Origin of the sequence: Aeromonas sp. s5 (assembly GCF_040907865.1) — a bacterium.
In the GTDB taxonomy this organism is placed as follows: Bacteria; Pseudomonadota; Gammaproteobacteria; order Enterobacterales; family Aeromonadaceae; genus Aeromonas; species Aeromonas dhakensis.
Genome location: NZ_JBFOCO010000006.1, coordinates 43992 through 64964, shown reverse-complemented (window position 1 = coordinate 64964; position 20973 = coordinate 43992). Strand labels below are relative to the sequence as shown.

Annotated in this window: 19 protein-coding genes; 9 read left to right on the top strand and 10 right to left on the bottom strand. The window is 60.8% G+C overall.

From position 1 onward, the window contains the following. From AB5Y94_RS04565 to AB5Y94_RS04550, 4 genes are read left to right on the top strand one after another with little or no spacing between them, the layout of a single operon-like run. Window positions 1–894 carry an ABC transporter permease subunit gene (locus AB5Y94_RS04565; protein WP_005300069.1) on the top strand — a complete coding sequence of 298 codons (894 nt, stop codon included), beginning with the start codon at window positions 1–3 and terminating at the stop codon, window positions 892–894. Further along, on the top strand, window positions 894–1022 hold the full coding sequence (locus AB5Y94_RS04560) for a hypothetical protein (RefSeq protein WP_005300067.1): 129 nt from the start codon (window positions 894–896) through the stop codon (window positions 1020–1022). Before AB5Y94_RS04565 ends, AB5Y94_RS04560 begins: the two co-directional genes overlap by 1 nt. Further along, the gene (locus tag AB5Y94_RS04555; RefSeq protein ID WP_005300065.1) at window positions 1022–2020 is read left to right on the top strand and encodes an oligopeptide/dipeptide ABC transporter ATP-binding protein; all 999 of its coding nucleotides are present in this window, start codon (window positions 1022–1024) and stop codon (window positions 2018–2020) included. The genes AB5Y94_RS04560 and AB5Y94_RS04555 overlap by 1 nt, the downstream gene beginning before the upstream one ends. A gap of 55 nt (window positions 2021–2075) precedes the next feature. Further along, entirely contained in the window at window positions 2076–2861 is a 786-nt protein-coding gene (locus AB5Y94_RS04550; RefSeq protein ID WP_005300064.1) for an ATP-binding cassette domain-containing protein, read from the top strand. Window positions 2862–3016: 155 nt separating this feature from the next. Here AB5Y94_RS04550 and miaE read toward each other — a convergent pair whose 3' ends face one another. The 8 genes from miaE to lrp form a co-directional block, all read right to left on the bottom strand. Next, window positions 3017–3775, bottom strand: a complete 759-nt coding sequence (gene miaE, locus AB5Y94_RS04545; protein ID WP_005300062.1) for a tRNA-(ms[2]io[6]A)-hydroxylase — start codon at window positions 3773–3775, stop codon at window positions 3017–3019. 185 nt (window positions 3776–3960) lie between these two features. Next, window positions 3961–5481, bottom strand: coding sequence for an amidophosphoribosyltransferase (purF, locus tag AB5Y94_RS04540; protein ID WP_005300060.1), 1521 nt, complete (start codon window positions 5479–5481; stop codon window positions 3961–3963). Between the two features lie 21 nt (window positions 5482–5502). Beyond that, window positions 5503–5991, bottom strand: coding sequence for a CvpA family protein (locus AB5Y94_RS04535; protein ID WP_005300057.1), 489 nt, complete (start codon window positions 5989–5991; stop codon window positions 5503–5505). A gap of 186 nt (window positions 5992–6177) precedes the next feature. Next, window positions 6178–7473, bottom strand: coding sequence for a serine--tRNA ligase (serS, locus tag AB5Y94_RS04530; RefSeq protein ID WP_206865320.1), 1296 nt, complete (start codon window positions 7471–7473; stop codon window positions 6178–6180). 339 nt (window positions 7474–7812) lie between these two features. Beyond that, window positions 7813–9156, bottom strand: a complete 1344-nt coding sequence (locus AB5Y94_RS04525) for a replication-associated recombination protein A (protein ID WP_319909648.1) — start codon at window positions 9154–9156, stop codon at window positions 7813–7815. 70 nt (window positions 9157–9226) lie between these two features. Further along, window positions 9227–9835, bottom strand: a complete 609-nt coding sequence (gene lolA, locus AB5Y94_RS04520) for an outer membrane lipoprotein chaperone LolA (protein ID WP_041202943.1) — start codon at window positions 9833–9835, stop codon at window positions 9227–9229. A gap of 77 nt (window positions 9836–9912) precedes the next feature. Next, entirely contained in the window at window positions 9913–12441 is a 2529-nt protein-coding gene (locus tag AB5Y94_RS04515) for a DNA translocase FtsK 4TM domain-containing protein (protein ID WP_368205047.1), read from the bottom strand. A gap of 201 nt (window positions 12442–12642) precedes the next feature. Continuing rightward, entirely contained in the window at window positions 12643–13134 is a 492-nt protein-coding gene (lrp, locus tag AB5Y94_RS04510) for a leucine-responsive transcriptional regulator Lrp (RefSeq protein WP_005300047.1), read from the bottom strand. Window positions 13135–14045: 911 nt separating this feature from the next. Here lrp and trxB point away from each other — a divergent pair. Next, a complete protein-coding gene (trxB, locus tag AB5Y94_RS04505) occupies window positions 14046–14996 on the top strand; it encodes a thioredoxin-disulfide reductase (protein WP_010634213.1) in 951 nt (316 codons plus the stop codon). A gap of 57 nt (window positions 14997–15053) precedes the next feature. Continuing rightward, window positions 15054–16301, top strand: coding sequence for a diguanylate cyclase (locus AB5Y94_RS04500; RefSeq protein ID WP_025201814.1), 1248 nt, complete (start codon window positions 15054–15056; stop codon window positions 16299–16301). 106 nt (window positions 16302–16407) lie between these two features. Here the strand turns inward: AB5Y94_RS04500 and AB5Y94_RS04495 are convergent, their stop codons facing one another. After that, entirely contained in the window at window positions 16408–16878 is a 471-nt protein-coding gene (locus AB5Y94_RS04495) for a glycine zipper 2TM domain-containing protein (protein WP_017765515.1), read from the bottom strand. A gap of 19 nt (window positions 16879–16897) precedes the next feature. Here AB5Y94_RS04495 and aat point away from each other — a divergent pair, with 19 nt between their 5' ends. From aat to infA, 3 genes are all read left to right on the top strand, one after another. After that, window positions 16898–17605 (top strand): leucyl/phenylalanyl-tRNA--protein transferase, encoded by a 708-nt coding sequence (gene aat / locus AB5Y94_RS04490; protein WP_368205045.1) that lies wholly within the window; start codon window positions 16898–16900, stop codon window positions 17603–17605. After that, entirely contained in the window at window positions 17602–18318 is a 717-nt protein-coding gene (locus AB5Y94_RS04485; protein WP_126882017.1) for an arginyltransferase, read from the top strand. Before aat ends, AB5Y94_RS04485 begins: the two co-directional genes overlap by 4 nt. Before the next feature lie 68 nt (window positions 18319–18386). Next, complete coding sequence (gene infA, locus AB5Y94_RS04480; RefSeq protein WP_005300033.1) at window positions 18387–18605, top strand: translation initiation factor IF-1; 219 nt, start codon at window positions 18387–18389, stop codon at window positions 18603–18605. A gap of 69 nt (window positions 18606–18674) precedes the next feature. Here the strand turns inward: infA and clpA are convergent, their stop codons facing one another. Then, window positions 18675–20927 carry an ATP-dependent Clp protease ATP-binding subunit ClpA gene (clpA, locus tag AB5Y94_RS04475; protein ID WP_010634216.1) on the bottom strand — a complete coding sequence of 751 codons (2253 nt, stop codon included), beginning with the start codon at window positions 20925–20927 and terminating at the stop codon, window positions 18675–18677. Between the last annotated feature and the right edge of the window lie 46 nt (window positions 20928–20973).

Here is a 20973-nt window from a genome sequence, read left to right as displayed (position 1 = left end):
ATGCAAGACAAGACTAGCCTCTACCCCGAGCTCAAGATCCTCTCGCCGCTGGAGCAGACCTGGGCCTCCTATCGCCGCAATCCGCTGGCGATGGCAGGGCTCTGGTGCTTCGTGATCCTGCTGCTGATCACCCTGCTCGGCCCGCTGGTGGTGCCCTACGGCATCGACGAGCAGCACAGCTCCCGCCTGCTGCTGGCCCCCTCCTGGGCCAACAGCGGCAACATCGACTACTTCCTCGGCACCGACGATCTGGGCCGCGACATCCTCTCCCGGCTGGTGGTGGGCGCGCGGCTCACCTTTGGCAACGCCCTGCTGGTGGTGGTGATCGCCATGGTGGTGGGCACCGCCATCGGCATCCTCGGTGGCATGAGCAAGGGGCTCAAGTCGAGCGTGCTGCACCACCTGCTCGATACCCTGCTCTCCATCCCCTCCCTGCTGCTGGCCATCATCATGGTGGCCATCCTGGGGCCGGGTCTGTTCAATACCCTGATCGCCATCACCCTGGCGCTGATCCCGCCCTTCATCCGGGCCACCTACAACGCGGTCCACACCGAGATGCAGAAGGAGTACATCATCGCCAGCCGGCTCGATGGCTCGCCCCCCTTGCGGATCATGCGCCTCGCCATTTTGCCGAACATCGTCGAGACCCTGGTGGCCCAGACCACCCGCACCCTGTCGGCGGCCATCCTCGACATTTCGGCGGTGGGCTTTCTCGGCCTCGGCGCCCAGTCACCGCAACCTGAGTGGGGCGCCATGCTGGCGGACTCCAGCGATCTCATCTATCTCGCCCCCTGGACCGTGACCCTGCCGGGCATGGCCATCCTGTTCAGCGTGCTGGTCACCAACCTGGTTGGTGAAGGCATTCGCGAAGCACTCAAAGAGGGGAACGACTGATGCAATGCTCTGTGCCCAAGATAGGCATGCTCACCCTTGTCCCCCGCCAATTCCTGTACGGCGTGCAGGTCAACCCATCGCTGGTTGGCGAGGGCATTCGCGAAGCACTCAAAGAGGGGAATGACTAATGCCTCTGCTCGACATACGCAACCTCACCATCGAGATCGACACCCCGCAGGGCAAGGTCAAGGCGGTGGACAAGGTGAGCCTGACCCTGGCCGAGGGAGAGATCCGCGGCCTGGTGGGGGAATCCGGCTCCGGCAAGAGCCTGGTAGCCAAGGTGATCGTCGGCATCCAGAAGGACAACTGGACGGTGCGCGCCGACCGGATGCGCTTCAACGACATGGACCTGCTGACCATGGCGCCCCGCGAGCGGCGCCGCATCATGGGCCGCGAGATCGCCATGATCTTCCAGGACCCCATCAGCTGTCTCGACCCCTCCGAGGAGATCGGCACCCAGCTGGAAGAGGCGATCCCCACCGACTCGTTCGAGGGGCAGTTCTGGCAGCGCTTCCAGTGGCGCAAGAAGAAGGCCATCGCCTTGCTCCACCGGGTCGGCGTCAAGGATCACCGCAAGGTGATGCGGGCCTACCCTCACGAGCTGTCGGACGGCATGTGCCAGAAGGTGATGATCGCCATGGCCATCGCCAACCAGCCGCGCCTGCTGGTGGCGGACGAGCCCACCAGCGCCATGGAATCCACCACCCATTCGCAGATCCTGCGGCTGCTGGACAAGATGAACAAGCTGGGCAACACCACCATCCTCATCATCAGCAACGACATCGCCGCCATCGCCAACCTGACCGACACCATCAACGTGATGTATTGCGGCCAGATGGTGGAGGTGGGCACCCGGGAGCAGATCCTGGAGACCCCGCACCACCCTTATACCGATGCGCTGCTCAAGTCGATCCCCGACTTTGACAAGCTGGTGCGCCACAAGTCGCGCCTGGAAACCCTGCCCGGCGTCATTCCGCCGCTGCAGCACCTGCCCATCGGTTGCCGGCTCGGCCCCCGCTGCCCCTACGCCCAGAAGCAGTGCGTGCAGACGCCGCTGATGAGCAAGATCAAGGGGCACCAGTTCAGCTGCCACTTCCCGCTGAACATGGAAGAGCCCAAGAAGTGACGTCAATTTCGTATCAGTGCGTGACAGCGAGCCCTGTCACCAAGGAGTCAGGACAGTGATCGAACCCTCTCTGCTGCAGGTCCGGGGCCTGTGCAAGACCTATCAGAACCGCACCGGCCTGTTTCGACGCCGGGCGGTGGAAGCCATCAAGCCGCTATCCTTTGATCTCGAGGTGGGCCAGACCCTGGCCATCGTCGGAGAGGCCGGCTCCGGCAAGAGCACCCTGGCCCGCATTCTGGCGGGCATGATAGAGCCGAGCGGTGGCGAGATCGCCATCGAGGGACAGCCGATGATCCATGGCGACTATCAGACCCGCTGCAAGCTGCTGCGGATGATCTTCCAGGACCCCAACTCCTCCCTCAATCGCAAGATCCGGGTCGGCCAGATCCTGGAGACGCCGCTGCGCCTCAACACCGAGATGACCGAGGAGGAGCGCCGCGACAAGGTGATACAGACCCTGCGCATGGTGGGCATGCTGGCAGATCACGCCCTCTTCTACCCGCAGATGCTCTCCGCCGGCCAGCAGCAGCGGGTGGCGCTGGCGCGGGCACTGATCCTCAACCCCAAGATAGTGGTGGCCGACGAGGCGCTCTCTACCCTGGATATCTCGGTGCGCTCCCAGATCATCAACCTGCTGCTGGAGATGCAGGAGACCATGGGGCTCAGCTATGTGCTGGTGGCCAACGATCTGGGGGTGGTGAGCCACATCAGCGACGAGGTGCTGGTGATGCACGAAGGGCGGGTGGTGGAGCGCGGCAAGACCCTCAAGGTGTTCGCCGATCCCCAGCACGAGGTGACCCGCCGCCTCATCCAGAACTACGACAACGAATACCGCCGCTGAGCCCTGCCCGGCGGCCTGCCGCCGGCCCTTTCCCGCCTTTCCGCAGCCCCGAAAATGAGACAAAAAAATCCCGGCTCAGGGGCCGGGAATTGCGCTCAAAAGTAAATGCGTCGCTCGTAGTAGGAACGCTGCAATGGTAGGCAGCCCCCTTCGCGTCAACAACTGTCAGATCTGACAGGAAGACCGCTATGGAACCTGAACTGCGGATCCGGCGAGCGGATCAGCTCCGCCTCCACCTGGCCGAAGAAGGCCACCCGCTCGCTGATGTCCTCTCCCGCATATTGCTCGGCCAGCGCCAGATAATCCTGATAGTGGCGCGCCTCTGAGCGCAGCAGGGAGACGTAGAAGCGGCCCAGCTCCTCGTCCAGATGGGGTGCCAGCTTGGCAAAACGCTCGCAGGAACGCGCCTCGATATAAGCGCCGATGATCAGCTTGTCGACTATGGTGGCGGGCTCGTGGGTGCGCACGTGCTGCATCAGGTTGCGCGCATAGCGGGAGGCGGTCACCGGGCCGTAGGGGATGTCGCGGGCGGCCATCAGCTCCAGCACCTGCTCGAAGTGGTGCAGCTCCTCCTGAATGAGCCGCACCATGGGAAACAGCAGCGGATTGCGAGAGAGCTCCTCGAACACGGTGCGATCGGTCTCTCCCATGGTCCGCTTGCCGAGGATCTCGGCCTTCTCCGGAATGGCGTCCAGCTCCCGATAGAACTCCAGCTTGGGCAGCAGATGTCGCTTGCCCTTGGGCAGGCAGTAGCGGCGCACCAGGCTGTGGGCGGTGAGCGCAGCCTTATTTTCGCAGTTGGCGTGATCGATGAGCAGGGTCGGCAGCTGGGCGGGATCCCGCGCCATCTCGATCCACGCATCCGGGGTCTCGCAGTGCAAAAACTGGCGCACGGGGGCTAGCAGGTCATCCATCTGAACTCTCGTCTGGTCGGGTTGATACAGCGGCGGCCCATGCTAGCGGATCCCGCCGCCACTGCCCATAGCTGCGGCTACAAACGCTGCTTTTTCAAGCAGATACAGGGCCCTTTTCGGCAAGCGGAAACAACAATGGGGGCCTTGGCCCCCATCTCGTTGCAACACCTCAGCGTGGAAAACGTTTAACTGCCTTCGTTAAAAATTTCCAGGTTGCTGGTGCCTTCCTGCCACTCGCGCACCGCCTTGTTGTCGTCGCTGCGCATGGCATTGAGGTGGTCGAGGTAGGATTGATCCACGTCGGAAGTGACGTAGTGGCCGTTGAACACCGAGGTCTCGAAGTGACGCAGCTCGGGGTTGATCTCCCGCACCGCCGCTTCCAGATCTTCCAGATCCTGGAAGATGAGGCCATCGGCGCCGATGAGCTTGCACACCTCTTCCACTTCCCGGCCGTGGGCGATCAGCTCGTTGGCGGTGGGCATGTCGATGCCGTAGACGTTGGGGAAACGAATCTCCGGTGCCGCCGAGGCGAAGTAGACCTTGGCGGCCCCCGCTTCACGGGCCATCTGGATGATCTGCTCGGAGGTGGTGCCGCGCACTATGCTGTCATCCACCAGCAACACCTTCTTGCCCTTGAACTCGGAGCTGATGGCGTTGAGCTTGCGACGCACCGACTTCTTGCGCTGGGTCTGGCCCGGCATGATGAAGGTACGGCCGATGTAGCGGTTCTTCACGAAGCCCTGACGGTACGGCAAATCCAGGGTGTGGGCGATTTCCAGCGCCACATCGCAGGAGGTCTCGGGGATGGGGATGACCACGTCCACGTCGAGATCTTCCCACTCGCGGGCGATCTTCTGGCCCAGCTTGCGACCCATGTTGAGGCGGGCAGCATAGACCGACACCTTGTCGATGCACGAATCAGGGCGAGCGAAGTAGACGTACTCGAAGATGCAGGAACTCATCTGCGGGTTCTCCGCACACTGCTCGGAGAAGAGCTGGCCCTGCTCGGTGATGTAGATGGCCTCGCCCGGGGCGATGTCGCGCACCGTCTCGAAACCGATGGCATCGAGCGCCACGCTCTCGGAGGCGAGCATGTACTCCACCTGCCCCTGCTCGTCGACCCGGCGACCCAGGATCAGCGGGCGAATGCCGTTGGGATCGCGAAAGCCGATGAGACCGTGGCCGATCACCAGGGAGACCACCGCATAGGCGCCGCGGATCTGTTGATGCACCTTGCGCACCGCAGCGAAGATGTCCTCCGGTTGCAGGGCCATCTTGTCGCAGCGATCCAGCTCGTGGGCCAGCACGTTCAGCAGCACTTCGGAATCCGAGGTGGTGTTGATGTGGCGGCGAGCCACCTTGAACTGCTGCTCCTTGAGCTCCTTGGCGTTGGTGAGGTTGCCGTTGTGGGCCAGCACCATGCCATAGGGAGAGTTCACGTAAAAAGGCTGGGCTTCAGCGGCACTGGAGCTGCCTGCGGTGGGATATCTGACATGTCCTATGCCGATATGCCCTTTCAGGCGCTGCATGTGACGCACTTCAAACACGTCCTTCACCAGGCCGTTGGCCTTGCGTTGCCGGAAGTTTCCACTGTCAATGGTCACGATCCCGGCGGCATCCTGTCCCCTGTGCTGCAACACCGTCAAGGCGTCGTAGAGGGCCTGATTGACGGGGGTGGTGCCAACTATACCGACAATACCACACATGTCTTTGCTACCTCGAAGTCACTATACCTGTTTAAGAAAACTCGATGAGTTCAGCATGAACCCGAAGAACCACTGGATGACCGGCTTGAACTCGGGCACCAGCTTGGATGCCACCCACCAGTCGCTCTGGGAGAGGCTGGTGAAGGTATCCATGAAAAAAAGCAGGGCACTGACGATCAGTACCCCGCGAATTGCGCCAAAACAGATGCCGAGCACCCGGTCGGTGCCGGACAACCCCGTCTTGTCCACCAGCAGGCCCACCACGTAGTTGACCACGCTGCCCAGGATCAGGGTCGCCACGAACAGGGCGGCGATGGCCAGGCCGTTGCGCACCAGGGGATCGCTGAACGAGGTGAAATAGACGGCGAGATCGGGATAGAAATGGCTGGCAATGAAGAAGGCGACGAACCAGGTGACGAGAGACATGGCCTCCTTGACGAAGCCGCGCACCAGGCTGATGAGAGCAGAGAAACCGACGATGCCGATGATGGCGTAATCAATCCAGACCATAGAAAAAGATGTCCTGCGAAATTGCGGCGCAGTCTAACAAAAACGATTGCGCAATGCTTGATAAAATTGTGTTACATGTTCAAAGAGACGCCGGCAACGCAGATTTATTCACGATAAAAACGGTTGACCGGCGCCAGAATGCACAACGCCATGGCATGCCATGGCGTTGTCGTCTGCAATGAGCGCTTACCCGATGTGGGTCAGGCCGCCCATGTAGGATTGCAGCGCAGCCGGGATGGCGATGCGGCCATCTTCCTGCTGGTAGTTCTCCAGCACCGCCACTAGGGTGCGACCCACCGCCAGGCCAGAGCCGTTCAGGGTGTGCAGCAGCTGCGGCTTGCCATCGATGCGCACGCGAGCCTGCATGCGGCGTGCCTGGAAGTCGGTGCAGTTGGAGACGGAGGAGATCTCGCGATAGGTGTTCTGGGCCGGCAGCCACACTTCCAGATCGTAGGTCTTGGCGGCGCAGAAGCCCATGTCACCGGTGGAGAGTGCCATCACGCGATACGGCAGCTCCAGCAGTTGCAGTACCTTCTCGGCGTGACCCACCATCTCTTCCAGCGCGTCCCAGGATTTTTCCGGGTGCACCAGCTGTACCATCTCGACCTTGTCGAACTGGTGCATGCGGATGAGACCGCGGGTGTCACGGCCGTAGGAGCCCGCTTCGGAGCGGAAACAGGGGCTGTGGGCGGTCATCTTGATGGGCAGTTCCTGCTCGTCGAAGATCTCGTCGCGGGCCATGTTGGTGAGCGGCACTTCGGAGGTCGGGATCAGGGAGAACTTGCGAACCTTGCCCTCTTCTTCCCCTTCCCCTTCGATACCGGTATTGAAGAGATCCTGAGAGAACTTGGGCAGCTGACCGGTGCCGTACAGGCTGTCCGGGTTGACCAGGTAGGGCACGTAGCACTCGGTGTAACCGTGCTGCAGGGTGTGCAGGTCCAGCATGAACTGGGCCAGAGCACGGTGCAGGCGGGCGATCTGGCCCTTCATCACCACGAAACGGGAGCCGGAGAGCTTGACGCCGTTCTTGAAGTCGACGCCCTTGGCCGCTTCACCCAGGTCGATGTGATCGCGCACCTGGAAGTCGAACTCGCGCGGGGTACCCCAGCGGCGTACTTCCACGTTGTCGTTCTCGTCACGACCGACCGGAGTGGTGTCGCTCGGCAGGTTGGGGATGGCGTCAGCGATGGTCTTCAGCTCGGCCAGCAGGGCATCCAGCTCGACCTTGCTGGTCTCGAGCTCTTCGTTGATCTTGGAAACGATGGCCTTGAGCGGGGCAACATCTTCGCCGCGACGGGCAGCCTCACCGATGGATTTGGAGCGGGCGTTGCGCTCGGCCTGCAGCTCCTGGGTACGGGACTGCAGATCCTTGCGTTTCTCTTCCAGAGCATTGACAGCCGCTACGTCCAGAGCGTAGCCACGTGTCGCCAGACGAGCGGCGGCATCGTCGATGTCGCTGCGCAGATATTTGGGATCCAGCATGGTTTACCTACTTTTTTAAAATGGGATCTGGGCCTGAGTCATCATGACGGGCTGGAAAACAGATCCGGAAGTTAACATCGGTTGGCACACCCCTGTCGTCTTTTTGCATCGGGCCAACAAGAGCAAGCCTTCGAAATCAAGAAGATGGCACCAGGCCAAGACAAGCGGGGTCAGAGGGGCAGTGTATCAGACCGCCCCCCCGCCCGAACAGGGACTATTGCGCCCGTTTTGCCCTGTTTTCCGGGGGATGACGACCTGGATCAAATCGGCTGACCAATTAACGTGCAATCGGCCCGAATTGGTCAGGCAGAGGCGCGGCCACTCCCCTGCCCCGACCGGTTATTTCTCCCGCTGACGCGGGCTCTGCTTGTCCAGTTCGTGCAGGTAGTCGAGCTTCTGGCCGATCTGCTTCTCAAGGCCGCGATCGGTGGGCTGATAGTACTGCTTGCCAGCCAGCTCAGGCGGGAAGTACTGCTCGCCGGCGGCATAGGCGCCCGGCTCGTCGTGGGCATAGCGATACTCGGCGCCGTAGCCCAGCTCGCTCATCAGCCTGGTCGGCGCGTTGCGCAGGTGCGGCGGCACCTCGAAGTCCGGCAGGTTTTTGGCATCATGAAGCGCCGCCTTCCAGGCGGTATAGACCGCATTGCTCTTGGGGGCGCAGGCGAGGTAGACGATCGCCTGGGCGATGGCCCGCTCCCCTTCCGCCGGGCCGATACGATGGAAGCAATCCCAGGCCGAGAGCGCCACCTGCATGGCACGGGGATCGGCGTTGCCCACGTCTTCCGAGGCTATCGCCAGCAGCCGGCGCGCGATATAGAGCGGATCGCAACCGGCGCTCACCATGCGGGCATACCAGTAGAGCGCCGCATCCGGCGCCGAGCCGCGAATGGACTTGTGCACCGCCGAGATGAGGTCGTAGAAGTGATCGCCACCCTTGTCGAAACGGGCCACGTGTTCCCCCACCACGGCGGCGAGCAATGTGCTGTCGATCACCCGCGCCCCGGCACTGTCGGTTTCGGCCATGTCGGCCAGCAGCTCCAGATAGTTGAGGGACTTGCGCCCGTCCCCGTCCACGGCTTTCGCCAGCGCCTCCTTCACCCCGGGGGCGAAGGCGAGACTCGGGTCGTTGAGACCACGGGGGTCCTGCATCGCCTGATCGATCATGGCGAGGATATCCTGCTCCTCCAGCCTTTTGAGCAGATAGACCCGGGCCCGGGAGAGCAGCGCGTTGTTGAGTTCGAACGAGGGGTTCTCGGTGGTGGCACCGATGAAGGTGATGGTGCCGTCTTCGATGTGGGGCAGGAACACATCCTGCTGGCTCTTGTTGAAGCGGTGCACCTCGTCCACGAACAGGATGGTGCGCACCCCGCGCCAGCTGTTCTCCTTGGCCTTGTCGATGGCGGCACGGATCTCCTTGATGCCGGAGGTCACCGCCGAGAGCCGCTCCACCTCGGCCTGGCAGTAGTGGGCAACCAGTTCTGCCAGCGTGGTCTTGCCGGTGCCGGGAGGGCCCCACAGGATCATGGAATGGCAGTGGCCCGCCAGGATCGCCTTGCGCAGCGGTTTGTCGGGCCCGAGGATATGTTGTTGACCTATGTACTGCTCGAGGGTTTGCGGCCGCATCCGGGCCGCCAGCGGACGAAAGTCCGACGAGAAATCCAGCGATAAATTGCTCATCTGCATTGACCGTCAGGAAGGGTGCAGGCCGCCGTTGCCGGGCGGCCTGCCAATAAAGCCAGCGCCTGCTTGCGCATCAGCGTTGATCGTCCAGTGCGACCCCCGCAGGCGTCTTGAAAACAAATTCGTTGCCCTTGAGCGCCGGCTTGCGGTTGAAGTTGCTCAGGGTGAACTCGCTCCACTGCCCCTGGGCCTCTTTCACGTCGAAGCGATTGATGTTGTTCTGGCGGTCGAAGGTGATGCGAAAGGAGGCGATCAGCTCATCCTGACTGCGGCTGGTGACTGTGTAGACGTCCCCCTGCTGGGTCACGTCATAGTTCTTCCAGAGCGCATCGTCGTTGCCGGCGATCAGCACGAAGGGGGTGTTGAGCACCGCATCCTTGAGCTTGAGCGCAGTCACCTGCTCGACGAAGGGATCGTAGATCCAGACATCCTTGCCATCGGCCACGATCAGGCTCTCGTCCGGCGTGGTGGTATGCCAGTTGAAACGGTTGGGACGCTGCACCAGCAGGGTACCGCCGGCACGCTGCAGCTCCTTGCCTTTGCTGTCATAGACCACCTGGGCAAACTTGGCGGAGAAGAGGCTCACCCCCGCTAGCTTCTGCTTGAGATCGCTGGCCGCATCGGCCCACGCCTGGCTGCTGGCCACCAGCAGCACTGTGCCCATCAACAGTTGTTTTTTCATCACGCTTTTCATAACGGCTATCTCGATAAAAGGCCATGCCCGCAGAGGGCATGGCCAGGATGATAGAGGGGTGAGCCTTAGTCCCGCACCGGCGGCGGGGCCAGCACGTCGCGCTGACCATTGCCGCCCGGGGCGCTGACGATGCCCTGGTTTTCCATCTGCTCGATGAGACGGGCCGCCCGGTTGTAACCAATCTTGAACTTGCGCTGCACGCTGGAGGTGGAACCGCGGCGCGACTCCACCACGAAGGCCACCGCCTCGTCGAACAGGGGGTCGAGCTCTTCGTCGTCACCACCGCCATATTCGCCGCTGCCGCCCTCGCCGCCCGACTCACCGGAGAGGATCTCCTCGATGTAGTTCGGCTCGCCGCGCAGTTTCCAGTCCGCCACCACCTTGTGTACCTCGTGGTCATCGACGAAGGCGCCGTGCACCCGGGTCGGGTTGGAGGTACCAGCCGGCATGTAGAGCATGTCGCCCATGCCGAGCAGGGATTCCGCACCGCCCTGGTCGATGATGGTACGGGAGTCGATCTTGCTCGACACCTGGAACGAGATACGGGTCGGGATGTTGGCCTTGATAAGACCGGTAATGACATCCACCGACGGACGCTGGGTCGCGAGAATGAGGTGAATACCGGCCGCCCGCGCCTTCTGGGCGATACGGGCGATGAGCTCCTCCACCTTCTTGCCGACGATCATCATCATGTCGGCAAACTCGTCCACCACCACCACGATATGGGGCAGTTTTTCCAGCTCAGGCGGCATCTGATCCATGGAGTCGCCCGGACGCCACAGTGGATCCAGCAGAGGGTCGCCCTCCTCGATGGCTGCCAGCACCTTGTCGTTGTAGCCCTTGAGGTTGCGCACCCCGACCGCCGACATCAGCTTGTAGCGACGCTCCATCTCGCCCACGCACCAGCGCAGGGCGTTGGCGGCGTCCTTCATGTCGGTCACCACCTCGGTCAGCAGATGGGGGATCCCTTCGTAGACCGACAGCTCCAGCATCTTGGGGTCGATCATGATGAAGCGCAGATCGTCCGGCGTCGACTTGTAGAGCATGGAGATGATCATGGTGTTCACCCCCACCGACTTGCCGGAACCTGTGGTACCGGCCACCAGCAGGTGGGGCATCTTGGCGAGGTTCACCACCACGGGTTCGCCGGCGATGTCCTGACCCAGGCCCATGGTGAGCGGGTTACGGCTGCCCGAGAACGCCTCGCAGTCGAGGGTCTCGCGCAGGTAGACGGTCTGACGCACCCGGTTGGGCAGCTCGATCCCCACATAAGTCTTGCCCGGGATCACCTCCACCACCCGCACGCTGCTGGCCGACAGAGAACGGGCCAAGTCGCGGGAGAGGTTGGTGATCTTGCTCGCCTTCATACCGGGTGCCAGATCCAGCTCGAAACGGGTGATGACGGGGCCCGGATAGACGCCCACCACCTTGGCCTGCACGTTGTAGTCGGCGAGTTTCGCCTCCACCAGCCGGCCCATACGCTCCAGCTCGTCCTTGCTCATCATCTGGGTCTTGGCGGGCGGACGGTCCAGCAGCTCGATGCTCGGTAAGGGGGGCAGTCCTGGTTGCAGACGGCGCTTGGGCTTGCCAGGAGTAGGGGCAGCCGGTGCCGGCGCCTCCTCATCCCCTTCGGCCCAGGGCAAGTCGAGATCATCGTCCTCGTCATCGGCCGTCACCAGCGCGGGCTGACGACGGGCGCCGGCCGCGGCGGCTCGCTTGGTGCGGGTAACCGGCGCAGGCGCGTCATCATTGTCGTCGTCAAACTGCGGATCGAACTGGAAGGTATCCTCGTCGAGCTCGGGCAGCCACTCCTCGGACTTGGCCTTCTGGCCCTTGGCGGCCACCTTCTCCTTGGGACGACGGGTCCAGCCGGTATGCGGCTCATCCTCCTCGTCGTCACCCAGCTCGATGGCACCTACGCCCCCTTCCAGCAGGGGATCCGGCCCCTCGTAACGGGGCTGGCGCCAGCCACCGGTGAGCCAGCGGCCCAGGGTGGCAGGAAAGTGGTAAACGGCGCTGACCGAACCGGTGCAGGCGGCACCGATCCGCTCGACGATGGTGAGCCAGGACCAGCCGGTAAACAGGGTGATGCCGGTGGCCACGAAGCAGAGCAGCAGCAGGTTGGCCCCTACGCCACCAAACAGCGGCACCACGGCGGAGGAGATGACGTCCCCCACCAGGCCGCCGGCGGAGAAATTCTGCAGATCGTTGAAGTTCATGCTGGCGATGGCGGACATGCCGAGCACGGTCAGGATGAAACCGACGATGCGCACCGACAGGGTGAGGTAGTCCACATCGAGCAGGCGGCTCGGGCGCCAGAACAGGCTCCAGCCAAGCAGCACGACCAGGGGGGGCACCAGGTAGGAGAAAGCCCCGAAGGTAAACATGGTGATATCGGCGAGCCAGGCCCCCGCGCTGCCGGCGAGGTTCTTCACCTCCCCTTGCCAGGAGGTCTGGGACCAACCGGGATCGGCGGGGTGGTAGGACAACAGGGCAAGCAAGAGATAGGCAGCCATCAGGGTGATGGCGATCAAGACGGCTTCGAAGATCCGTTGTGTACCTGATAAAGGAGTAAACAGCTTTTTATCGGCCAAACTCCGGCTCCTTTCTGAAAACATGTAATGCAGGGGGATAAGGGGGCCTAGTATCCCTGAAAAGCCCACCGGTTGTCAGCCAGTGCCCGATGTGCCGACCGTATTCACAACCGGCACGATAAGAAGAAACGAGCGGACCGGCCGCTCGTTTCTGAATGTCGTGACTTGTCGCAAGGCTGGCAAGCCACAGCATAACCCAACTCAACGGGTGCTGATCACCAGCCGACTGCTCTGTTTGACCTCTTCCATCACCACGTAGGTGCGGGTGTCGTTGACGCCGGGCAGACGCAGCAGGGTTTCCCCCAGCAGGCGGCGGTAGGCCGACATGTCGCTGACTCGGGTCTTGAGCAGATAGTCGAAATCGCCGGAGACCAGATGGCACTCCTGGATCTCTTCGAGCACCTGAACAGCCTTGTTGAACTGTTCAAATACATCCGGGGCACCGCGATTGAGGGTGATTTCCACGAATACCAGCAGAGACGCATCCAGATAATGAGGGTTCAGAATGGCGGCATATCCTTCGATATACCCTTGTCGCTCAAGGCGACGAACCCGTTCCAGACACGGTGTGGGACTCAGGCCAACACGTTTGGACAACTCAACGTTCGAAATTCTGCCATCCTTTTGCAGCTCATTCAGAATGTTGCGGTCAATCCTGTCCAAATCCTTTAGCCGACTCTTAGCTTCCATCATTTATTCCATCCTTTGGCTATTTTTTGGTAAGAATCACCAGTCATTTTATAATTATGGTCACAAATCCTGTCAATACCTGAATATGCTAGGCGCAAATGTTGCGGAAAACGAACGCAACACAAAACACCAGTCGATAGTCGAGGGATAGCATGATTATCGGTGTACCTGAAGAAATAAAAAACCATGAATACCGCTTAGGCATGGTTCTGGCCAGTGTACGTTAACTAACAGCACGAAACCATACCGTTTTCGCCCAAAGCGGCGCAGGAAGCGGCAATGAGTTTGTCAATGCAGATTATCACGCTGCCACTGCTGCTATTTTGTCCTGCATCGCCGAGCTTTTCGCCAGGGCAGAGTCACCACAACGATCAGCCAAGGCCGCCAAGCCGGCAGCCACCCTCTCGTGTTTCCCTCCTTTCTATAGATATGCACCTCACCGCCCCAGCGTGTTTTGCATCCGACGTGCCATAACGAGGGCGTTTCTTCGGCAAGAGAGTCCAGGCCCCTCCCCCAAGCAGCGCCGCCGAAGCGACCCTCGCTGACAACCGGGCCTCTTGGTGAGCCCCATCGAAGCCTAATTGCCCCACCCACGGCGGGCACCATTGCGCCAGAAGCTGTCAATCCTGGCGAGCTTGTCTCCATGTGAGCGGGGTCTGGTTCACTTGTGCCAGCAATCAGGACGCACGAGCCCCACTCCCCCTGGTTGTCAGCTGTGGGGCCACCAGGCATTGCTCGCCCGGGCCCATGACGACTGCTAGGGACAACCCGTGACAAACAACCCGTAACAAGAGAGCGCTTCCCCTTCATGAAGGGCCTTGAGGCCGATTGATGCAATCGACGCACTGGCCTTTGACCCCATATCACGAATTACCTACAATCGCGCAAACTCATCACGTCTCGGAAATCACATCATGAGCCAAGTCACTCATAGCAAACTGCTGATCCTGGGCTCCGGCCCGGCTGGTTACACCGCGGCAGTCTACGCCGCCCGTGCCAACCTCAATCCGCTGCTCATCACCGGCATGCAGCAAGGCGGTCAGCTGACTACCACCACCGAAGTGGAGAACTGGCCCGGTGACCCCGAGGGTCTGACCGGTCCGGCCCTGATGGAGCGCATGAAAGAGCATGCGGAGAAGTTCGATACCCGCATCCTGTTCGATCACATCAATGAAGTGGAGCTGACCCAGCGTCCGTTCCGCCTCAAGGGCGACAACGGCGAATACACCTGTGATGCGCTGATCATCGCGACCGGCGCCTCCGCCAAGTACCTGGGCCTGCCTTCCGAAGAGGCCTTCAAGGGCCGCGGCGTCTCCGCCTGCGCCACCTGTGACGGCTTCTTCTATCGCAACCAGGAAGTGGCCGTGGTCGGCGGCGGCAACACCGCCGTGGAAGAGGCACTCTATCTGGCCAACATCGCCAAGAAGGTGCACCTGATCCATCGCCGCGACGAGTTCCGCGCCGAGAAGATCCTGATCAAGCGCCTGCACGACAAGGTTGCCAGCGGCAATATCGTGCTGCACACCCACCAGACCCTGGACGAAGTGCTGGGTGACGACATGGGCGTGACCGGTGTGCGTCTGCGCAACACCCAGAACGACACCACCACCGACCTGCCACTGATGGGGGTCTTCATCGCCATCGGTCACCAGCCCAACACCCAGATCTTCGACGGCCAGCTGGAGATGCAGAACGGCTATCTGAAGGTGCGTGGCGGCCTGGACGGCTTTGCCACCCAGACCAGCATCGAAGGGGTTTTTGCCGCCGGTGACGTGGCTGACCACACCTACCGTCAAGCCATCACCTCCGCCGGCACTGGCTGTATGGCCGCCCTCGATGCAGAGCGTTATCTGGACGCGCAATAAGCACAAGGGATATAAAAGGCATGCCGCAAGGCATGCCTTTTTGCTTTAAGGAGCCGGATGAAACAGAAAATATTGATTGTCGAGGATAGTCTGACTATTCGTCGCATGCTGATCCAGGCCATTGCCCAGCAAACCGGGCTGGAAATCGATGCGTTCGAAACCCTGGAAGGGGCCCGACACTGTCGGGGAGAAGAGTATGTGGTTGCCCTGGTGGATCTCACCTTGCCGGATGCCCCCAGCGGAGAAGCGGTCAAGGTATTGCTGGAGCGCGGCCTGCCGGTGGTGATCCTCACCGCCGACATCAGCGAGGAGAAACGGGAAGCTTGGCTTGAGGCCGGGGTGCTCGATTACGTGATGAAAGATTCACGTCACTCCCTGCAGTATGCCGTCAGCCTGGTCCATCGCCTCTACCTCAACCAGCGCATCGAAGTGCTGGTGGTCGATGATTCCCGTACCTCCCGCCACCGCACCATGGCCCAGCTGCGCAAGCAACTGCTGCAGGTGCACGAGGCGAGCCATGCCCGTGAAGCGCTGGCCCAGCTCGAACAGAACCCGGCCATCCGGCTGGTGCTGGTCGACTACTATATGCCAGAAATTGACGGGATCAGCCTGGTACGCATGTTGCGCGAGCGCTACAGCAAGCAGCAGCTCGCCATCATCGGGATCTCGGTGTCGGACAAACGCGGCCTCTCCGCCCGCTACCTCAAACAGGGTGCCAACGACTTCCTCAACCAGCCGTTCGAGCCGGAAGAGCTGCAGTGCCGGGTCAGCCACAATCTGGAGGCGCTGGAACAGTTCAACAGCATCCAGGAGTCGGCCAATCGTGACTACCTGACCGGGCTCTACAACCGGCGCTACTGGTTCAATGAGGGTCAAAAATGGTTCGAGGAACACCAGCGCCAGGAGACGCCGCTTGCACTGTGCGTGCTCGATGTAGATCACTTCAAGCAGGTCAACGATCACTGGGGTCACGCCATCGGCGATCAGCTGTTGTGTCACCTCACCCGTCTGCTCACCCAGTTCTTCCCGGATGCCATGATCGCCCGCTTTGGCGGCGAGGAGTTTGCCCTGATGGTGCCTCACTGCACCGTGCCCGTGCTGCTCAAGCGGCTGGAAGGGTTGCGCCAGCAGATGCGCCAGCAACCGCTGTCACGGGAAACGCGGCTGTTCGTTCGCGCCAGTTTCGGGGTGATCCAGGTCGGGCGCGTCTCCATGGACGAGGCATTGAGCGAAGCGGATCGCCTGCTCTATCAGGCCAAGAACACCGGTCGTGACAAGATAGTGTCTCAAGGCTCAGCGGCCTGATCGCACCATCCCGGATGCTCGTCGTGTAGTACCGCCCGACCGCAGCCCCTCCCCGGGCACACGTCGGGTTCCCCTCCTGTTACCTCCCGTCATGTCACAGCCCTGCTCAGTAGGTCTTGTCGACCCGCACGCCATCGTCGAAATAGAGGATGCGCACCTTGTCGCCGTTCATGAATACCATGGCCGGATCGTAATCCTGAATGACGTTGATCAGCCCGTTCTGTTCGTTGCGAATGAGCAGTTCCACCAGCTTGTTCTCCACCACTGTGCCGCCGGATTGATACTGCTGCGCCGCAGCGGCGCCCGCCAGGGCCCCGACGGCAGTGGCGATTTCCCGACCATGGCCGCCACCGAACTGGTTGCCAAGCAGGCCACCCAGCACGGCGCCGCCCAGGGTTTTCCAGCCTGAACGCTCGGATTCCAGAATCTGACGCTGGGTGATGTTGCGCACAGTTTCAACCTGGCCAAACACCACCTGATTCACGGGCCTGGCGGTATTGCGCTCGTAGACCTGGGCCCAGGCGGGCGCAGTGACAAAGCAGAACAAGCTGGATACTATCAGGATAATGGCCTTCATCTATGAACCTCGTTGCCTTATGTCTCGCTATCTTACCCAATTGGATGATGAGCTGTGCTGGTTTCCCGACCCCGAGCACGCCCTGGATGAACCCAACGGCCTGCTGGCGATCGGTGGCGATCTCTCCCCCGCCCGTTTGCTGGCAGCTTACCACAAGGGGATCTTCCCGTGGAACGAACCCCACCAGCCGCTGCTGTGGTGGTCACCCGACCCCAGAGGCGTAGTGCAGCCGACGCAACTGCACATCGGCCGCAGCCTGCGCAAATTTATCCGCCGAACCCCATTCGATATTTCCATCGATCGCGCCTTTAATGAGGTGATAGCGGCCTGCGCCGCCCCCCGTCGCAGTGCCAGTGGAACCTGGATAAGCACACCCATGATCGACGCCTATCGACAGCTGCACCGCCTTGGCCATGCCCACTCCATCGAGATCTGGCAGGATGGCCGGCTGCAGGCCGGCCTCTACGGCCTCTCCCTCGGCCGGGTGTTCTGTGGCGAGTCCATGTTCAGTCGCATCGACAACGGCGCCAAGCTGGCCATGGTAGCCCTCTGCCAGCACTTTGCCCGGCATGACGGGGCCCTGATCGATTGCCAGATGCAGAACGACTTTCTGGCCACCATGGGAATAGAGGAGTGGCCGAGAAGCAAATTCCTGACGACGCTGACCCAGCTGAGCCGGCAACCACTGGCGGCCGGCTGCTGGCAGGCGGGGAGCATGACACTATGACCGAAGAAGTGATCCTCAAGGTAGGACTGACCCCCAAGCATCAATGCAGCTATCTGGGTCATGAACAGGAACAGCTGCTGGTATTGATGGATCACAGCCTGCTCAACGCCAGCGGTTACGAGCGCCTGCTGACGGCCGGCTTCCGCCGCAGTGGCAACGACATCTATCGCCCCCACTGCCCATCCTGCAATGCCTGCCAATCCCTACGCATTCACAGCGAACGGTTCGTGCCCAGCCGCAGCCAAAAGCGGATCCGCCAGCTCAACCGGGATATCGAGCTGGTGCTGAGCTACGATGACAAGCCCGAATACTATCAGCTCTATGAACGCTACATTCGCGAACGCCATCATGATGGCAGCATGTATCCCCCCAGCCGCACCCAGTACAAGGGCTTCCTGCACTGTGACTGGATGCCTCCCCTCTATCTGGAAATGCGCAAGGATAATCGACTGATCGGGGTCGCTACTACGGATCTGCTGCCCCATTCCCTCAGCGCCATGTACACCTTCTTCGACCCGGCCCATGCCGATCGCTCACTCGGTACCTTTGCCATTCTGAGCCAGTTGGAACTGGCCAGGCGTACCGGCCGCAGCTGGCTGTATCTGGGCTACTTGGTGGAGGAGTGCCGCAAGATGAATTACAAGAGCCAGTACCTGCCTCATGAGCGCCTGATACAGGGAGAATGGAAAAATATCGACAGCAAGCCCGAGTAAACTTTACACATAGCCTTAAATCCGGCATGATCCAGCGGATTTTTGTTGTGGCTTATCAAGAGGATTCAATGGCTAAAGAAGACAGTATTGAGATGCAGGGCACTATTCTCGAAACCCTGCCCAATACCATGTTCCGTGTGGAACTGGAAAATGGTCACGTGGTTATCGCTCATATTTCCGGCAAGATGCGCAAAAACTACATCCGTATCCTGACTGGAGACAAAGTAACGGTAGCTCTGACTCCGTACGATCTCTCCAAGGGACGTATTGTTTTCCGCTCTCGCTAAGCCAGGAATTCAGCAAAAAACCCCAACCTTTCGGTTGGGGTTTTTTGTGGTCTTTCAACTGTTCAATGCTTAGTGGGAAACGGCTTCAACATTGACCTGATAGTCAAAGCTGAGGCTGTCGTTTATCAACTCAACCTTCACAACCCCCCCATCGACCAGCGCCCCGAACAGGATCTCGTTGGCCAGGGGTTTCTTGAGGTGTTCCTGGATGACCCGCCCCATGGGTCTTGCCCCCATGGCCCTGTCATACCCTTTCTCGGCCAGCCAGTGGCGGACACCCTCGGACACTTCAAGGGATACCCCTTTCGCATCCAGCTGAACCTGCAACTCGACGATGAACTTGTCGACCACCTGATGGATGATCTGCATGTCCAGATGGTTGAACCAGATGATGTGATCAAGCCGGTTGCGAAACTCCGGACTGAACGTCTTGTTGATCACCGCCATGGCATCGTGGCTCATATCCTGCTGCTGGAAGCCGATTGACTTGCGCTGGGTCTCCTGTACCCCCGCGTTGGTGGTCATCACCAGGATCACGTTGCGAAAATCCGCCTTGCGCCCGTTGTTGTCAGTCAGGGTGCCGTTGTCCATCACCTGCAACAGCAGATTGAACACGTCCGGATGCGCTTTTTCGATCTCGTCCAGCAGTACCACTGAGTGCGGATGCTTGAGGACAGAGTCGGTCAGCAGGCCTCCCTGCTCGAACCCCACATAACCGGGAGGCGCCCCGATCAGACGAGAGACGGTGTGGCGCTCCATGTACTCGGACATATCAAAGCGCAGCACCTCCACGCCAAGCGCCTTGCCGAGCTGCTGGGTGACCTCGGTCTTGCCTACCCCGGTCGGGCCGGCAAACAGGAAGCAGCCCACAGGGCGACGCTCATTGCCCAGCCCCGAGCGGGAGAGGCGAATGGAGTCTGTCAGTACCTCGATGGCCTTGTCCTGGCCAAAGACCACCATCTTGAGATTGCGCTCCAGGTTCTTCAGCACTTCCTTGTCGGAAGAGGAAACTGATTTCTCCGGGATGCGGGCAATCTTGGCGACGATGGTTTCGATCTCCTGCACATTGATCACTTTCTTGCGCTTGCTCACCGGTAGCAAGCGTTGACCCGCCCCGGCCTCGTCAATCACGTCGATCGCCTTGTCCGGCAGATGGCGGTCATTGATGTACTTGGCGGAGAGCTCCACCGCGGCACGGATGGCCTTGACGGTGTAACGTACCCCGTGGTGCGCCTCATAGCGGCTCTTGAGGCCCATCAGGATGCGGGTAGTGTCATCCACGCTGGGCTCGACAATGTCGATCTTCTGGAAGCGACGCGCCAGGGCGCGGTCTTTTTCAAAGATCTGGGAGTATTCCTGGTAGGTGGTAGAGCCGACGCAACGCAGCAAGCCATTGGAGAGCAGCGGCTTGATGAGGTTGGCCGCATCCAGCTGACCACCGGAGGCAGCCCCCGCCCCTATGATGGTGTGGATCTCGTCGATGAACAGGATGGCCCCTTCCTGCCGTTCGATCTGCTTGAGCAGCACCTTGAGGCGCTTCTCGAAGTCACCGCGATATTTGGTCCCCGCCAGCAGCGACCCCATATCCAGGGAGTAGATGGTACTGCCCGCAATCACCTCGGGCACATCACCCTTGACGATACGATAGGCCAGCCCTTCCGCGATGGCTGTCTTGCCCACCCCGGCTTCGCCCACCAGCAAGGGGTTGTTCTTGCGACGGCGGCAGAGCACCTGAATGGTACGGTTGAGCTCCTGATCGCGCCCGATGAGGGGATCGATACGCCCTTCCAGTACCAGCTGATTGAGGTTGGTGGCAAAGCTCTCAATCTGGGCAGCAGAGACCTCGTCGTCAGACTCGACGTTGTTGCTGCTGTTGTCCGGTTTGCTGTCTTTGCGTACTCCATGGGAGAGGAAGTTGACCACATCCAGCCGGCTGATCTCGGCCTTTTTCAGAAAGTAAGCAGCCTGGGACTCCTGCTCGCTGAAGATGGCAACCAGCACGTTGGCTCCACTGACCTCGGTGTTGCCGGAGGACTGAACGTGGAACACGGCGCGTTGCAGCACGCGCTGGAAGCCCAGTGTGGGCTGGGTCTCGCGGTCTTCATCATCACGGGGGATAAGCGGGGTTGTTTGACTGATGAATGCGCTGATCTCTTTGCGCATCTGCTCCACGTCAGCACCACAAGAACTCAGCGCCTCATTGGCTGAGCTGTTATCCAGCAGGGCTAACAACAGGTGCTCGACGGTCATGAATTCGTGGCGCTCGTCACGGGCCAGTTTGAAAGCCTCGTTCAGCGTCTTTTCTAGATCTTTATTCAACATAGGCACCTCCCCTAGTACAGCAACAATGTGGTGTCGTCATCGCCAT

What these genes read in the sequence shown, in the direction of transcription:
- AB5Y94_RS04495 (WP_017765515.1), bottom strand. Translation starts at nt 16,878, where the DNA reads ATGAAGGCCATTATCCTGATAGTATCCAGCTTGTTCTGCTTTGTCACT.
- serS (WP_206865320.1), bottom strand. Translation starts at nt 7,473, where the DNA reads ATGCTGGATCCCAAATATCTGCGCAGCGACATCGACGATGCCGCCGCT.
- miaE (WP_005300062.1), bottom strand. Translation starts at nt 3,775, where the DNA reads ATGGATGACCTGCTAGCCCCCGTGCGCCAGTTTTTGCACTGCGAGACC.
- infA (WP_005300033.1), top strand. Translation starts at nt 18,387, where the DNA reads ATGGCTAAAGAAGACAGTATTGAGATGCAGGGCACTATTCTCGAAACC.
- clpA (WP_010634216.1), bottom strand. Translation starts at nt 20,927, where the DNA reads ATGTTGAATAAAGATCTAGAAAAGACGCTGAACGAGGCTTTCAAACTG.
- purF (WP_005300060.1), bottom strand. Translation starts at nt 5,481, where the DNA reads ATGTGTGGTATTGTCGGTATAGTTGGCACCACCCCCGTCAATCAGGCC.
- AB5Y94_RS04525 (WP_319909648.1), bottom strand. Translation starts at nt 9,156, where the DNA reads ATGCAGATGAGCAATTTATCGCTGGATTTCTCGTCGGACTTTCGTCCG.
- lrp (WP_005300047.1), bottom strand. Translation starts at nt 13,134, where the DNA reads ATGATGGAAGCTAAGAGTCGGCTAAAGGATTTGGACAGGATTGACCGC.
- AB5Y94_RS04560 (WP_005300067.1), top strand. Translation starts at nt 894, where the DNA reads ATGCAATGCTCTGTGCCCAAGATAGGCATGCTCACCCTTGTCCCCCGC.
- AB5Y94_RS04485 (WP_126882017.1), top strand. Translation starts at nt 17,602, where the DNA reads ATGACCGAAGAAGTGATCCTCAAGGTAGGACTGACCCCCAAGCATCAA.
- lolA (WP_041202943.1), bottom strand. Translation starts at nt 9,835, where the DNA reads ATGAAAAAACAACTGTTGATGGGCACAGTGCTGCTGGTGGCCAGCAGC.
- AB5Y94_RS04535 (WP_005300057.1), bottom strand. Translation starts at nt 5,991, where the DNA reads ATGGTCTGGATTGATTACGCCATCATCGGCATCGTCGGTTTCTCTGCT.
- AB5Y94_RS04565 (WP_005300069.1), top strand. Translation starts at nt 1, where the DNA reads ATGCAAGACAAGACTAGCCTCTACCCCGAGCTCAAGATCCTCTCGCCG.
- aat (WP_368205045.1), top strand. Translation starts at nt 16,898, where the DNA reads ATGTCTCGCTATCTTACCCAATTGGATGATGAGCTGTGCTGGTTTCCC.
- trxB (WP_010634213.1), top strand. Translation starts at nt 14,046, where the DNA reads ATGAGCCAAGTCACTCATAGCAAACTGCTGATCCTGGGCTCCGGCCCG.
- AB5Y94_RS04555 (WP_005300065.1), top strand. Translation starts at nt 1,022, where the DNA reads ATGCCTCTGCTCGACATACGCAACCTCACCATCGAGATCGACACCCCG.
- AB5Y94_RS04500 (WP_025201814.1), top strand. Translation starts at nt 15,054, where the DNA reads ATGAAACAGAAAATATTGATTGTCGAGGATAGTCTGACTATTCGTCGC.